At 43.4% G+C, this 14,546-nt stretch carries 13 protein-coding genes; 12 read left to right on the top strand and 1 reads right to left on the bottom strand.

Going from position 1 to position 14,546, the window contains the following annotated elements; genetic code table 11:
• The first annotated feature begins 132 nt into the window (after nucleotides 1-132).
• The 12 genes from ndk to DFP75_RS08070 all read left to right on the top strand — a co-directional run bounded on the left by ndk (nucleotide 133) and on the right by DFP75_RS08070 (nucleotide 12,098).
• Nucleotides 133-540: a nucleoside-diphosphate kinase gene (gene ndk / locus DFP75_RS08125; RefSeq protein WP_013796955.1), complete on the top strand. Its 408-nt coding sequence runs from the start codon at nucleotides 133-135 to the stop codon at nucleotides 538-540.
• Between the two features lie 145 nt (nucleotides 541-685).
• On the top strand, nucleotides 686-1,801 hold the full coding sequence (gene rlmN / locus DFP75_RS08120) for a dual-specificity RNA methyltransferase RlmN (protein ID WP_110574379.1): 1,116 nt from the start codon (nucleotides 686-688) through the stop codon (nucleotides 1,799-1,801).
• Between the two features lie 39 nt (nucleotides 1,802-1,840).
• The gene (locus DFP75_RS08115) at nucleotides 1,841-2,566 is read left to right on the top strand and encodes a hypothetical protein (RefSeq protein ID WP_110574377.1); all 726 of its coding nucleotides are present in this window, start codon (nucleotides 1,841-1,843) and stop codon (nucleotides 2,564-2,566) included.
• A 1-nt stretch (nucleotide 2,567) separates the two neighbouring features.
• Entirely contained in the window at nucleotides 2,568-3,527 is a 960-nt protein-coding gene (locus DFP75_RS08110; RefSeq protein ID WP_245927008.1) for a RodZ domain-containing protein, read from the top strand.
• 8 nt (nucleotides 3,528-3,535) lie between these two features.
• On the top strand, nucleotides 3,536-4,648 hold the full coding sequence (gene ispG, locus DFP75_RS08105) for a flavodoxin-dependent (E)-4-hydroxy-3-methylbut-2-enyl-diphosphate synthase (RefSeq protein WP_110574373.1): 1,113 nt from the start codon (nucleotides 3,536-3,538) through the stop codon (nucleotides 4,646-4,648).
• A gap of 9 nt (nucleotides 4,649-4,657) precedes the next feature.
• The gene (gene hisS, locus DFP75_RS08100; RefSeq protein WP_110574371.1) at nucleotides 4,658-5,932 is read left to right on the top strand and encodes a histidine--tRNA ligase; all 1,275 of its coding nucleotides are present in this window, start codon (nucleotides 4,658-4,660) and stop codon (nucleotides 5,930-5,932) included.
• Nucleotides 5,933-5,993: 61 nt separating this feature from the next.
• A complete protein-coding gene (locus tag DFP75_RS08095) occupies nucleotides 5,994-6,635 on the top strand; it encodes a YfgM family protein (RefSeq protein WP_110574479.1) in 642 nt (213 codons plus the stop codon).
• Nucleotides 6,636-6,637: 2 nt separating this feature from the next.
• On the top strand, nucleotides 6,638-7,771 hold the full coding sequence (bamB, locus tag DFP75_RS08090) for an outer membrane protein assembly factor BamB (RefSeq protein ID WP_110574369.1): 1,134 nt from the start codon (nucleotides 6,638-6,640) through the stop codon (nucleotides 7,769-7,771).
• 91 nt (nucleotides 7,772-7,862) lie between these two features.
• Nucleotides 7,863-9,200 (top strand): ribosome biogenesis GTPase Der, encoded by a 1,338-nt coding sequence (gene der / locus DFP75_RS08085; protein WP_110574058.1) that lies wholly within the window; start codon nucleotides 7,863-7,865, stop codon nucleotides 9,198-9,200.
• Between the two features lie 185 nt (nucleotides 9,201-9,385).
• Nucleotides 9,386-10,291, top strand: coding sequence for a 30S ribosomal protein S6--L-glutamate ligase (rimK, locus tag DFP75_RS08080; RefSeq protein WP_110574056.1), 906 nt, complete (start codon nucleotides 9,386-9,388; stop codon nucleotides 10,289-10,291).
• Nucleotides 10,291-11,340, top strand: coding sequence for a succinylglutamate desuccinylase/aspartoacylase family protein (locus DFP75_RS08075; RefSeq protein ID WP_110574054.1), 1,050 nt, complete (start codon nucleotides 10,291-10,293; stop codon nucleotides 11,338-11,340). Before rimK ends, DFP75_RS08075 begins: the two co-directional genes overlap by 1 nt.
• Nucleotides 11,341-11,480: 140 nt before the next feature.
• Nucleotides 11,481-12,098 carry a hypothetical protein gene (locus tag DFP75_RS08070; protein ID WP_110574052.1) on the top strand — a complete coding sequence of 206 codons (618 nt, stop codon included), beginning with the start codon at nucleotides 11,481-11,483 and terminating at the stop codon, nucleotides 12,096-12,098.
• Between the two features lie 74 nt (nucleotides 12,099-12,172).
• Here DFP75_RS08070 and DFP75_RS08065 read toward each other — a convergent pair whose 3' ends face one another.
• Nucleotides 12,173-14,434, bottom strand: coding sequence for a YgiQ family radical SAM protein (locus DFP75_RS08065; protein WP_110574050.1), 2,262 nt, complete (start codon nucleotides 14,432-14,434; stop codon nucleotides 12,173-12,175).
• Between the last annotated feature and the right edge of the window lie 112 nt (nucleotides 14,435-14,546).

The following is a 14,546-nucleotide window of genomic DNA, read 5'->3' as shown; positions in this document are numbered from 1 at the left end:
GCGGATTAGCGTAAATAATGTCCGTTTGATCGTACAATTTTAATGAATTGATGCGTATAATACGCGCGCTGAACTTTTATGTCCTGGGCCATGCAAAGGCATCGCCCTCAAAATTTAATTTGGAGTTATACCATGGCGTTAGAACGTACTCTATCAATCATCAAGCCAGATGCTGTTGCTAAAAACGTAATTGGCGAAATCTACACTCGTTTTGAGCGTGCTGGTTTTAAAATTGTTGAAGCTAAAATGATTCAACTAGACGACGAATTGGCTGGTGGTTTCTACGCTGAGCACAAAGAGCGTCCTTTCTACAAAGATTTGGTTGCTTTCATGACTTCTGGTCCTGTTGTTGTTTCTGTTCTTGAAGGTGAAGGCGCTGTTCTTCGTCACCGTGAACTAATGGGTGCAACTAACCCTAAAGAAGCGGCAGCTGGTACTTTGCGTGCAGATTACGCAACGTCTATCGATGCAAACGCTGTTCACGGTTCTGATTCTGTTGAATCTGCAGCACGTGAAATTGCTTACTTCTTCGGTAAGTAATTGACAGCTAGGACCTTTATGTCCAGTCTGTTTTGAAAAGGCGGGCGTTAGCCCGCTTTTTTACAGAGGCTTCTGAAAAGACTTTTCTTTTCAGAGGCTTTTTTCGTTTACACTTAATGCTAACCATAGCAAGCGACATTGAATTATGACTGACATCAAAAAAGTAAACCTGTTGGGTTTATCCCCTGAGAAATTGATCGAGTTTTTTGAATCCATTGGTGAGAAGAAATTTCGCGCCACTCAGGTGATCAAATGGATCCACCAAAAGGGCGCTGAAAGCTTCGATGAAATGACGGATGTCAGTAAAGCTTTACGTGCTAAATTAGAGCAAATTTGTGAGATTCGTGGACCTGAAGTGGTGTCGCAAAATATCTCAGCGGATGGCACACGTAAATGGATTATTCGCACTGAGGGCGGCAAGAACGATTGCGTTGAAACTGTGTTAATACCTGATGGTGATCGTGCAACATTGTGTGTTTCATCTCAAGTGGGTTGCTCTTTGGACTGCAGCTTTTGCTCGACAGGTAAGCAAGGTTTCAATCGTAACTTAACACCTGCGGAGATTATTGGGCAGGTTTGGATTGCGATTAAGTCTTTTGGCCCGATGGATCCGAATGGACCACGTCGCGTAACTAACGTTGTTATGATGGGTATGGGTGAGCCTCTAATGAACTTTGAGCCTGTGGTTGATGCGATGATTCTAATGATGCATGACCATGCTTATGGCCTATCTAAGCGCCGTGTAACCTTAAGTACTTCTGGTGTGGTACCTAAAATTTATGAGTTAGTAAAGCGTACAGATGTGTCCTTGGCGATCTCATTGCATGCGCCAAATGACGCTTTGCGTAATGAGCTTGTTCCAATCAATAAAAAGTATCCTATTGCTGAGTTAATCGAGTCTTGTCAGCATTATTTGGCGAATTTGCCAGATAAACGTCACATTACAATTGAATATACTTTGATGTCTGGTGTGAATGATAACGAAGAGCAAGCCCATGAATTGGCGGAGCTTCTTAAGGTATTGGAGTGCAAGATTAATTTGATTCCATTTAACCCATTCCCCCATTCTGGCTATGAGAAACCGTCAAACAATCGTACTCGTCGCTTCCAGAAGATTTTGGCCGATGCTGGGTACACTGTGACAGTTCGTACGACTCGTGGTGATGATATCGATGCGGCATGCGGTCAATTGGTAGGGGATTTCCATGATAAAACTCGCCGTAGTCAGAAGTATATTGAGTTGCGCGAAGTGAAAAGCTAACTTATTGTTCAAAAAATTGTATATGACAAGGATGTCTGTATGCGTTTATGGTTACTGCCTTTTTTATTGGGTTGTGTGTTGATTTCCTCTTGTGCTTACCAAACAGTAGCCCCTGAGCGACCACCCATTTCAGATTCAAAGCGCCTTTCTATCATTCAGACGCATCTTCTACTTGGCCAATGGGCCTTAGCAAAAAAGCAGTTAGACCAGGTTAGCTCCTCGGAACGACACAGGGAATACTGGCGTCTACTCGGACTATATTGGTTGAGTGTTGAAGAATATGATGAAGCCATTTTGGTTCATGAAAGCGCACTCAATAACTACCCAAATGATGGCTTTTTGTTGAATAACTATGGCGTGCTGCTGGGCGTTAAAGAACGCTGGGATCTTGCTTGTGATGCATTTGAAAAAGCGGATAAAAATAGCGCTAACAGACGTCAAACTGTGAAAATTAATTTATCCAGATGTGCCATACGTCAAAATCACGTAAATTTAGCAGGGATCTATCTAAAACAGGCAAAAGAAATTGCCGATTTGCCTCTGATTGGTTTGATGACGGAGCTCAATCTTGTTTTAATACAAGGTAGTAATGACAAAGCTCGCTTAATTTTTAATAATATCCAGGCTGATAAACAAATTGCCCGAGGATCGGTGCATTTTGATGAGTACAACTGTCTGTCGCGGCATCTAATTGCACGCGAGACTGACCCTACACTGTCCTCATCTGCGAGTAATTTTACATGCCTGAATGGCTCAAGGTATTGACATGACCACTGAATTTCAAACTGATGCTCCTGAAAGTAAAACGAATATAGATACGATTAATATTGGTAAGCGACTTAAAGCGAAGAGACTTGAGCTAGAGTTTGATGAAAGATATGTTGCCACAGAGCTAAAAATCCCTATTGATCAAGTACGAGCACTTGAGGCGAATAATTTCAAATATTTTCGCTCTAGTACCTTTGCTCGTGGCTTCCTTAAGAGCTACTGCCGATTATTGAACATAGAACCATCAGAAATGTTGAATGCATTCGATGCAGAGCGTTCTGGTGCCGAGTCAACCATCAAGCCTGTTGATAAAGTGAATAGACAAAGTCATCTGGGTGACCCTATCGTTATGTTTATATCGGTCGTCATCATTGCTGTTCTAGTCTTTTTAGTGTTCTGGTGGCCAGCGCAATCTACAGATGATGTGAGCATTGTAGAAGAAAGTGCTCAGAGCTCCGAACAGGCTGCTGTCGAAGAAACCCCGAGTGAGCCAGAAGCGGACGTTAATAACGCCACAGAGGAATCTCAAGATTTATCAGAAAACACTCCTGAAATGGCGGCAGCTGAAGATGTTTCAGATGATGGCGATGTAGTAACTGGTTTGTCTGCTGAAACAATGGCTATTCTAGAAGAGGCTGGTGTTAACCCTGACGAGGTAGTAAGAGCAACCTCTGAAGTACCGGCTGAAACGTCCCCTGAGCCAGTGTTACCAACTTATTCTGATGATATCGTGATTGCGTTTGATGCTGACTGCTGGACAGAAGTGCGAGATTCAACTGGAAAAATTTTGTTTTCAGGTGTTAAAACGGCTGGTAGTCAGTTGGCGTTAACAGGTAATGCGCCTTACCGTGTGGTTTTAGGCTACGCCAAAGGTGTGTCATCTTTGACGTACAAAGGCAACGACTTCGATTTTTCTTCTTTTACACGTAAAGATTTGGCTCGATTTGAGCTCAAGTAGAGACCCTTATGCATTTTGAATCATCTATTAAACGACGTCATTCTCGTCAGATTATGGTTGGGAGTGTTCCTGTTGGCGGAGGTGCGCCAATTAGTGTTCAAAGTATGACAAATACTGAAACGTGCGATGTCGACGCAACGGTTGCGCAAATTCGCGCTATTGTGGATGCTGGCGCTGATATCGTTCGTGTTTCTGTGCCATCTATGGATGCCGCTGAAGCATTTAAGAAAATACGTGCAGAAGTGTCTATTCCGCTGGTTGCTGACATTCATTTTGACTATAAAATTGCGTTAAAAGTCGCTGAGTACGGAGTGGATTGTTTGCGTATTAACCCCGGCAATATCGGTAATAAAGACCGTGTTCGCGCTGTGGTTGATTGTGCACGAGACAAAAATATCCCTATTCGTATTGGCGTGAATGCTGGTTCCTTAGAAAAGGACCTTCAGAAAAAGTACGGTGAGCCAACGCCAGATGCGCTGGTTGAATCGGCTTTTCGCCAAATTCAGTACTTCGATGAATTAGACTTTCACGAATACAAATTAAGCCTTAAAGCGTCTGATATTTTTATGACGGTTGAGGCATATCGAAAAATTGCTAGTCAGATCGATAACCCTTTACACCTTGGTATTACAGAAGCTGGGGGCTTGCGTTCAGGTACTGTGAAATCCTCTATTGGGCTTGGTTTGCTTTTGATGGATGGCATTGGTGATACCATTCGCGTGTCTCTTGCGGCTGATCCTGTGCAAGAAATTAAAGTCGGTTGGGATATGTTGCGTAGCTTAAAGTTGCGTAATCGCGGCATTAACTTCATTGCTTGTCCAAGCTGCTCGCGTCAGAACTTCGATGTTATTAAAACAATGAATGAGCTGGAAGAGCGATTAGAGGACATTACTATTCCAATGGACGTTGCTGTCATTGGTTGTGTGGTTAATGGACCTGGTGAAGCAAAAGAAGCCGATATCGGTTTGGCTGGTGGATCGCCAAATAATTTGATCTATCAAGACGGTAAGCCAAGTAGCAAAACGAAAAACGCAACACTTGTTGATGACTTGGAAGAAATGATTCGAAAAAAGGCGGTTCTAAAAGAACGTGAAATCGCCAATATTATTGTAAAAAATTAAGGATCCATTGTGGCTCGTAAAATTCAAGCAATCAGGGGAATGAACGATATTTTGCCTGATCAGTCTTCTGTTTGGTTATATCTAGAAAAAACAGTAGCGAGTGTTGTTAAATCCTATGGGTATCAACAAATCCGTTTCCCAATTGTTGAAAATACGGATTTGTTTAAACGCGGTGTCGGTGAAACAACAGATATCGTTGAAAAAGAAATGTACACGTTTGATGATCGTAATGGTGAGTCTCTTACCTTACGACCAGAAGGCACCGCAAGTTGTGTACGAGCGGCTGACCAGGCTGGTTTGTTGTTTAATCAAGTCCAGCGTCTATGGTACACAGGGCCAATGTTCCGTTACGAACGACCGCAGAAAGGGCGTTATCGTCAGTTTCATCAAATCGGTGTTGAGTCGTTCGGCATGGGAACGGCAGATATCGATGCTGAGTTGATTATTTTGTCCGCTCGGTTATGGAAAAAACTTGGCTTGCTTGAACACGTTGAGTTGCAACTAAACACGATTGGTTTGGCGTCTGAGCGTGAAGCCTATAAAGCGGCTTTGGTTGAGTATTTGACTCAATACAAAGATCGATTAGACGAAGATAGCCAACGTCGTCTGGATACGAATCCATTAAGAATTTTGGATTCTAAAGATGAATCGACTCAGGCGGTGTTGAAAGATGCACCGAACTTAGAAGATTTTATTGGTGAAGAGTCACAAGCGCATTTTGATCTTCTGCAAGCGATATTGAAAGCCAATGGCATTGCTTATGTTATTAATCGTCGTTTGGTTCGTGGTTTAGATTACTACGGGAAAACGGTGTTTGAATGGGTAACAACGCACTTGGGCTCACAGGCAACGGTGTGTGCAGGTGGTCGTTACGATGGATTGGTTGAACAGTTGGGTGGAAAATCTACTCCGGCAGTTGGTTTTGCGATGGGGATCGAGCGTTTGGTGCTTTTGCTTGAAACACTTGACCTTATTCCGGCAAGCGCTAAATTCTCAACAGACGTGTTTGTGATTAGTATGGGAGAAGCAGCGGAAGTCGCTTCTTTTGTATTGGCTGAGAATCTACGTGAGGAAAACGCTGACTTAGTTGTATTGCGTCACTGTGGCGGTGGCAATTTCAAAAATCAGATGAAAAAAGCCGATAAATCTGAAGCGCGATTTACGATTATTTTAGGCCAAGATGAAATTGAGCAAGGTATTTGTCAGGTGAAAGACATGTCAACGGGCGAGCAGCAAGCTTATGCTCTTGACGATGTTGCTGCTTATATTAATGCCAAGTTGTAATTTGATTGAATAGTGTGCGCCTTTAAAAATTTGGCTGTATACCTTGCATGAGGAAATGAAAGTGTCTGAATTAAAGACTGAAGAAGAACAAATTGAAGCGTTTAAGACATGGTGGAAAAAGAATGGCTTAGTATTGGTCATCGTTGTTGCCGCTGCTGTTGGTGGGTATTTTGGTTGGCAAGCTTGGAAAACCAATCAAGCTAATTATATTAGTGAGGCATCAGCTCTTTACCAAAACTTAGTTCAAGCTTCTGCAGACCTAAGTGATGAAAATAACCAGAAGACGGTAACTTTCATCGCTAAACAGCTTTCCGATGAGTATGGCGATACGGGTTATGCCATGTTTGGTCAGTTGTTTTTGGCTCGAGTAGATGCTGAGAATGGTAAATATGATGAAGCGATCACGGCTTTAGATAATGCTATTTCTAAAACAAGTGAGACTTCTTTTATCGCTATTGCTGATTTACGTATTGCCCAATTATTGCTTCAGAAAGGTGACTTTTCTGCCGCTATGGCGCGCGCTGAAAAAGTATCTGCAGAGGAATTTGCAGTGCAGAAGCAAGAGTTGATTGGTGATATCTTTATGCAGCAAGGAAAGCGTGACGAAGCTCGAGTTGCTTACCAAAAAGCAAGTGAAGCCATTGGTACAGGTGTTAATCACCCGCTACTAGAAATAAAACTGAAGGATTTGGTGAAAGGTTAACTATGCGTAAGTCTACTATTCTCATCACATTACTCGCGCTACTAGTGCTTCAAGGTTGTTCTAACTCACGCCCAGCTTTAGCTGACCTTCCTCCACTTAAAAATAAAGTGGATTTAGGAACGGATTGGCGCTCTGGTGTCGATGGTAATTTTGGTGAGTCTAGTGAACGATTTAACCTTGTCCTAGATAGCGATTCTTTATTCTTTGTTACTGATAAAGGTACGCTTTACGAGCTTGGGCAGAATCGCGGAAAAGAGAAGCGGGTTTTCCCAACAGGGTATAAAGCCAGTTCTGGTGTGACTCGTCATGATGATGTTCTTTATTTCGGCACTTATGACGCTAAACTTGTTGCCGCTTCGTTGGCAAGCAAGTCTGTGTTGTGGGAAAAAACACTGAGTTCAGAGTTGTTGTCAGAAGCTGCCTATGCCGCTGGAAAGCTAGCTATCCAAACGGCTGATGGCTGGATAAGTGTGCTGGATGCAACCACGGGTGAAACGCAGTGGCGAGCAAAAGAAGATTTGCCTTCACTGACAGTACGTGGTACAAGCGCGCCTGTTATTAAAAACGGCAAAGTAATCGTGGGCTTTGCGAGTGGTAAACTGAAAGCTTACGAATTACAAACTGGTAGCTTAGTTTGGTCGTATGACGTTGGTAAGCCAGAAGGGCGTTACGAAATCGAACGTTTAAGTGATATCAATGGCCGTCTGGTTGTAGATAATGGCGTTGTTTACGCTGTTGCTTACAATGGTACGCTTGTCGCGCTTTCTATTGAAAGCGGTCGTCCTTTATGGCAACGCAATATTTCCAGTTCGGTTGGTGTTGCGGTGAAAGGCGAGCTACTTGTTGCTGTTGATATGAAGAGTAATGTTATTGCTCTAAATGCGAAAAACGGCAATGAAGTTTGGAAGAATTCTGAACTTGAGGAGCGTGATTTAATCACTCCTGAGTTTTTTCGAGATTATGTTGCTGTGATGGATCGTGGTGGCTATGTTCATTTGCTTGACCTTGTAACGGGTGAAGTTGCTGCACAAAGATTAGCAGATGGTAAGGTTCCACCTGGTAGTCGAATGGTCGCAAATGACAAGCAAATGTTTATTTTAACGCCGAACTCTAATGTGACGGCATTGAGCTATTAAAATCAGTTTGATTTTTGTTAGCGAATTTTTAAAGCGGCTGCCATCTCATTTATAGAGGTGGTGGCCACTTTGTATTTTTATAGGTAAAAAAATGATTCCAGTTATTGCATTGGTAGGTAGACCCAATGTTGGCAAATCAACTCTCTTCAATCAATTGACGAGATCTCGTGATGCTTTAGTTGCCGATTACGCAGGCTTAACTCGTGACCGTAAATACGGTGACGGTAAGCTTGGTGAGCATGAGTTTATTGTTATTGATACTGGTGGTATCAGTGGTGATGAGCAAGGTATTGATGAAAAAATGGCTCGACAGTCGCTGTTAGCGATAGAGGAAGCGGATACGGTTTTGTTTATCGTTGATGGTCGTCATGGTTTGAACCCTGCCGATGAAATGATAGCCAATCATTTACGCCGATCAAGTAAGCCTGTCACGCTTGTTGTTAATAAAACCGATGGTATTAACGAAGACATTGCTTTGGCGGACTTTTATTCTCTAGGGATGGGTGAATTACATCCTATTGCGGCCTCTCATGGTAAAGGCGTTCATGTTCTGATTGATAAGGTGATGTTGCCTTATGCAGAACGTGTTGAAGAAGCCAAGAAGCAAATTAACTTAGAGTCACGTGGTATTCGAATCGGTGTGGTTGGACGTCCAAATGTGGGCAAATCCACCTTGGTAAATCGAATGCTAGGCGAAGATCGTGTTGTTGTTTATGACATGCCTGGTACTACGCGTGACAGCGTTTATATTCCTTATACCCGCCACGATAAAGAATATACGCTAATAGATACAGCAGGTATTCGTCGACGTAAGCACGTGAAGGAAGCTGTAGAGAAGTTCTCTATTGTGAAAACATTGCAAGCGATCCAAGACGCTAACGTTGTGATTGTTGTCATTGATTCCCATGAAGACTTAGTTGAACAAGATCTACACATGATTGGTTATGTGTTGGATGCTGGTCGTGGGGTTATTATCGCCATTAACAAGTGGGATGGCCTTCAGAAAGACGAGAGAGAGCACATTAAGAGTGAAGTAGAGCGTCGTTTAGGCTTTGTTCCTTATGCTAAAGTGCACTATATCTCAGCTTTACATGGTACTGGTGTGGGCGATTTATACGATACGATAGAGAGCACTTACGAATCTTGTTATGCCAAGTGGTCGACAAATCGATTGACTCGTATTCTTGAAGATTCTGTTGCTGAGCATCAACCACCTATGGTGAATAGCCGTCGCATCAAGCTTCGTTATGCTCACCAAGGCGGGTCTAATCCTCCGCGTATTGTTGTGCATGGAAATCAGACGAATGCTTTGCCTGGTAGCTACAAGCGCTATCTTGAGAACAAATTCAGAACGGTGTTGAATATTACTGGTACGCCAATTATTTTCGAATTCAAATCCTCTGAAAACCCCTACGCACCCAAAAAATAAGCATTATTCTTAATTGCTAACAAGAGTCTCCGATCGCTTTTAGGTATTAAAGGTGATCGGAGATTTTTTTTAGGTAAAATGAGTAAAATCGCTTCCTAAATATAAGGTTATTCACTATTCTCGCGCCATTGGCATTAACCTTTTTTTAAGCATCATTTGCTTTCTACTTTGTTCAAAGGACATCTATGAAAATTGCAATTCTTTCTCGTAACCCTCGACTTTATTCGACCCGTAGATTGGTTGAGGCAGGTGAAAAGCTTGGTCATGAAGTGGATGTTATTGATACGATGCATTGCTATATGGACATAACAAGTAGCAATCCTTCAGTGCGTTATGATGGTAAGCCGTTGCCTAAATACGATGCCGTTATTCCTAGAATTGGTGCTTCTGTTACCTTTTATGGAACCGCGGTTGTTAGGCAGTTTGAGATGATGGGGACGTACAGTATTAATGAGTCTGTGGCGATTAGTCGTTCACGGGATAAGCTAAGATCGTTGCAACTTATGTCTCGTAAAGGTCTGGGTTTACCTAAAACCGGTTTTGCGCATCATCCAGACAAAATTGGCGATCTCTTGAAAAATGTCGGTGGTGCCCCTGTTGTTATTAAGCTTTTAGAAGGGACCCAAGGGATTGGTGTCGTTTTGGCGGAGTCGAACAAGACGGCTGAATCTATCATTGAAGCTTTCATGGGGTTGAAAGCCAACATCCTAGTGCAAGAATACATTAAAGAAGCGGGTGGCGCTGATATCCGTTGTTTGGTTGTTGGTGGAAAAGTTATTGCAGCAATGAAGCGCCAAGGTGCGGAAGGTGAGTTTCGTTCAAACCTTCATCGTGGTGGAACGGCTTCTTTAGTTAAACTGTCACCAGAAGAAAGACGTACGGCGGTGGAAGCGGCAAAGGTAATGGGTTTGAATATGTGTGGCGTTGATATTCTGCGTTCCAATAACGGCCCGTTGATTATGGAAGTAAACTCTTCACCTGGATTGGAGGGGATTGAGTCCGCCACAGGTAAGGATGTTGCTGCTATGATTATTCAACACATTGAAAAAACAGCGCTTCAGAGCACGACAAAGACAAAAGGTAAAGGTTAATGGGAAAAACAACTTTAACAATTGGTGGTGTTGATATTCCATTGGGTGGTACAGCTCGAATAAAACTGCCAATGGTAAAGTTGTATACTGACACAAATATGTCCATGCCGGTGTTTGTTAAGCGCGGTAAGCGCTCAGGGCCGACATTGTTTCTCAGCGCCGCTATTCATGGTGATGAGCTGAACGGTATTGAGATCATTAGCCGTATTATTCAAAGTAAATATCTTGAGAACCTAAAAGGCACCCTGATCGCGGTGCCAATTGTTAACGGCTATGGTGTGTTGAACCAAAGCCGTTATTTGCCCGACCGACGTGATCTAAATCGTTCTTTCCCTGGCTCTAAACGGGGCTCTCTAGCGGGTCGCGTTGCTGATCGATTCTTAAGCGAAATAGTCTCTAAAGCTGACTATGGCATTGATCTTCATACTGGCAGTTTGCACCGCACAAACCTTCCTCAGGTAAGAGCAAACTTAGATGACCCTGAGACATTAGCGATTGCAAAAGCATTTGGCGTACCCGTTTTAATGAATTCGAACCTTCGTGATGGATCGCTAAGAGAATGCGCTAATGATGTCGGAGCAAAAGTCATCTTATATGAAGCGGGTGAAGCGCTGCGTTTTGATGAGTTGTCTATTCGGGCCGGCGTCAAAGGTATTGTTGGTGTTATGCGCCACTTAAGTATGTTGCCAAAATCCCGCAGTAAAAAATCGCTTTCTGAGCCAAGGATTGCACGCAGCAGTAGTTGGATAAGAGCGACAGACAGCGGTTTTACCACTCATATTAAAGAGCTGGGTGACCTAGTCGAAACTGGGGATGTATTAGCTGAAATTAAAGACCCTTATGGTGACATCTTAGATAAGGTGCTTTGTAAAAATGGCGGCATCATTATTGGTAAGCAGAATATTCCTTTAGTTCAAGAAGGTGATGCTATGTATCATGTTGCGCACTTTTCGTCGCCTGACGAGGTGGCAGGTCATGTTGAAAGCATGCAAGACGAATTAATGGACAGTGATGCATCTTTGAACTTAATTGACTACAAATCGTCTTAAATTATTCCTTAATTGTCTTTTTATTATAACTGACATGACATAACGATGAATCAAGAAATGATAGTGTCATCTTATTGTAATACATCGTTTTTTTAGTTTTTTTTCACTAAAATCTCGGCCTTACAAGCTGAGGTCTTTTCATGTTTATTTTTCGTGGTTTTATTTATCTTTTTGCTGTTGCCGGAGTCGCACAGCTCATATCATTGGAAGGATACCAATTTCAAACGGCTGCTCAATACAGCGAACAAACTCTAACAGAGCATATGCAAGACTTTATGTCTTTCTTTAGCTGTCTATTGTTTTTGTATGCTGCACGCTTGGATAAAAAATTAAATATAGCGGCAACATTATTGGGTGCTCTTTCAGCCATGATGTTTGTGCGAGAGTCTGATTCTTTATTAGACCAGTATGTATTTGATGGCGCGTGGCAAGCAATTGTAAGTATGATTTTTGTTTGCGTGGTTATTGCTCTATGGGGGCGTTTTTCTTCTATTTATGCTTCATTAAAAGAATACTCTCAACAGCCTAGTTTCGGTACGTTTCTCGCCGGTTTTGTCACTATAATGGCGTTTTCTCGTTTACTGGGGCGCGGCTCTTTTTGGCAGGCTGTTATGGGGGATTCCTATATGCGACTGGTGAAGAACATTGTCGAAGAGGGAATAGAGACATTGGGTTATACCTTGATCCTAATATCCGCGGTAGAGTTGGCGCTTGCTTGTCGAAGAAGACAGAAGTCAGTAAGGGCAGCCCATAGCTGATATGTATTTGAATAAAAAAACGCGCCCTGTTTTTACGGGGCGCGTTTTTTTATGTCTAGTGTTTAGCTTTGTCGTTATTGTTGGCGCGATTTTACTTTTGTCTTGCGACGCTTTGCTGGTGTTGCAGCCCCTGTTTTAGCTCGGTTATTCGTCGGCTTCGGAGTGTTTTTATTGCGAGCCTTTTCCGCTGCTGCATTTTTTTCCATAGTCGGTCTATTAGACGTATGTGACGCGCCAGTTGCCTGTCCTGGTTTGGCTTTTTGAGGGCGTCGATGGATTTGTTTATCCTTTTCTGCTGCAGGGACCAATTTGTTATCGCCATGGCCAATTAGATCCGAGCGACCCATTTTGATCAGGCTATTGCGTAGATCCTGCCAGTTGCTTGGATCGTGGTAACGCAAAAAGCCTTTTTGCACTGTCCGCTGTTTGGCGTCTTTTGGTGTGTAAACATCTTCACTCTTGTAGGTAACAGGCTTCAATGGGTTTTTGCCCGAGTGATACATCGCCGTTGCTAAGGACATTGGCGACGGATAGAAGGTTTGTACTTGGTCTGGCTTGAAGTCGTTGGTTTTCAACCAGACGGCAAGGTTAAGCATATCCTCATCGGAGCTGCCAGGGTGCGCAGCGATAAAGTAAGGGATCAAATGCTGTTTTTTGCCCGCTTCTTTAGAGTACTTATCAAACATGCGCTTGAAGCGATCGTACGTTCCCATTCCAGGCTTCATCATTTTTGACAGTGTGTCTTTCTCTGAGTGCTCTGGTGCGATTTTTAAGAGCCCGCCAACATGATGCGTGACAAGTTCTTTAACGTACTCTGGGTCTTCTACCGCTAGGTCATAACGCAAGCCTGAAGCAATCGATACAGTGTGAATGCCTTCGACCGCTCGGGTTTTTCTGTATAACTGGGTAGTTGGACTGTGATCTGTATTCAAATTAGAGCAGATGGTCGGGTATACACAGGAAAGCTTACGACAAGATGCCTGAACTTCATCGTCGTTACAGTTCAGTGTGTACATGTTCGATGTCGGCCCGCCAAGATCTGAAATGTGTCCAGTGAATCCTGGCACTTTCGCTTTGATGTCTTCAATTTCGTTCAGAATCGATTCGTGTGAGCGGGATTGAATGACACGCCCTTCATGCTCCGTGATCGAACAAAAAGTACAGCCGCCAAAGCATCCGCGCATAATATTGATCGACGTTTTAATCATGTCGTAAGCAGGGATACGAGCTTTCTTGTATTTTGGGTGAGGCACTCGCGCGTAAGGCAAGTCGAACACACCGTCCATTTCTGGTGTTTCTAATGGGATTGGTGGTGGGTTCACCCATATCTCTTTTTTACCGTGTTTTTGAATCAAGGCTCGTGCGTTATGTGGGTTTGATTCAAGGTGTAAAATACGCGAAGTGTGGGCGTATAGAACAGGGTCTTTCGAGACTTTCTCAAAAGAAGGCAAACGGATGTAGGTTTTTTCCGGATCAAGCTTTTCGCCACGGCGCAGTGGGGCGGGAATGACTCGAATAGGCATGACATCGGACTCTTCTTCGTCCTTAGTTTGGCATTTGCCTTCCGGGATGTATTCGTAAGGGCTGTAAATTTTATCGACTTTACCAGGCCAATCAACGCGAGTGGAGTCGATTTCTGTGTAGCCACCAGGCGGTGTGTTACGGACAATCGTGGTGCCACGAATGTCAGTAAGTTCATCAAGCGTTTTCCCCATAGCCATTTGATGAGTCACTTCGATCATGGCGCGTTCGGCATTGCCATAAAGTAGAATATCAGCTGTAGAGTCGATTAGTACTGAGCGACGAACTTCGTCACTCCAATAATCGTATTGAGCAATGCGTCGCAGGCTAGCCTCAATACCGCCAATCATGACAGGAATGTCGTGGAAGGCTTCTTTACAGCGCTGGGAGTAGACAATAACCGCACGATCAGGGCGTTTACCGCCTATGCCATAGGGCGTATAAGCATCGTCATTACGGACTTTTAAATCCGCAGTATAACGGTTGATCATCGAGTCCATGTTGCCCGCAGTAATACCGAAGTATAGGTTTGGTCGGCCAAGGCGCATAAAATCATCAGTATTACGCCAATCTGGCTGATCGATAATACCAACACGATAACCTTGCGCTTCTAATAAGCGACCTAGTACTGCCATGCCAAAGCTGGGATGGTCCACATAAGCATCGCCCGTAACAATGATCACGTCACAGCTATCCCAGCCAAGAGCGTCCATTTCTTCCCTTGTTGTGGGTAGGAAGGGGGAGACGCCATAACACTCAGCCCAATACAATGGGTAAGAGAAAAGTTGCTTGGCGGTTTTATGTCGTTTGATCATTGTCTACTCTTGGAATCGGTGAAAATAGTGAATGACTATTTCTTTGCTAGTACGAGGATACATGGATTATAGGTGGAAAACTGTGCGCTATTATCCCAGAAAACCTCTGGGG

It is taken from the genome of Marinomonas alcarazii, from assembly GCF_003208215.1.
Taxonomy (GTDB): domain Bacteria; phylum Pseudomonadota; class Gammaproteobacteria; order Pseudomonadales; family Marinomonadaceae; genus Marinomonas; species Marinomonas alcarazii.
The sequence above is the reverse complement of the archived record's forward strand: the minus strand, read 5'-3'. Positions and strand labels throughout refer to the sequence as shown.

Bases quoted from the DNA above. Each gene is read 5' to 3' on its own strand.
- ndk (WP_013796955.1), top strand. From the start codon at position 133: ATGGCGTTAGAACGTACTCTATCAATCATCAAGCCAGATGCTGTTGCT.
- rlmN (WP_110574379.1), top strand. From the start codon at position 686: ATGACTGACATCAAAAAAGTAAACCTGTTGGGTTTATCCCCTGAGAAA.
- DFP75_RS08115 (WP_110574377.1), top strand. From the start codon at position 1,841: ATGCGTTTATGGTTACTGCCTTTTTTATTGGGTTGTGTGTTGATTTCC.
- DFP75_RS08110 (WP_245927008.1), top strand. From the start codon at position 2,568: ATGACCACTGAATTTCAAACTGATGCTCCTGAAAGTAAAACGAATATA.
- ispG (WP_110574373.1), top strand. From the start codon at position 3,536: ATGCATTTTGAATCATCTATTAAACGACGTCATTCTCGTCAGATTATG.
- bamB (WP_110574369.1), top strand. From the start codon at position 6,638: ATGCGTAAGTCTACTATTCTCATCACATTACTCGCGCTACTAGTGCTT.
- der (WP_110574058.1), top strand. From the start codon at position 7,863: ATGATTCCAGTTATTGCATTGGTAGGTAGACCCAATGTTGGCAAATCA.
- rimK (WP_110574056.1), top strand. From the start codon at position 9,386: ATGAAAATTGCAATTCTTTCTCGTAACCCTCGACTTTATTCGACCCGT.
- DFP75_RS08075 (WP_110574054.1), top strand. From the start codon at position 10,291: ATGGGAAAAACAACTTTAACAATTGGTGGTGTTGATATTCCATTGGGT.
- DFP75_RS08070 (WP_110574052.1), top strand. From the start codon at position 11,481: ATGTTTATTTTTCGTGGTTTTATTTATCTTTTTGCTGTTGCCGGAGTC.
- DFP75_RS08065 (WP_110574050.1), bottom strand. From the start codon at position 14,434: ATGATCAAACGACATAAAACCGCCAAGCAACTTTTCTCTTACCCATTG.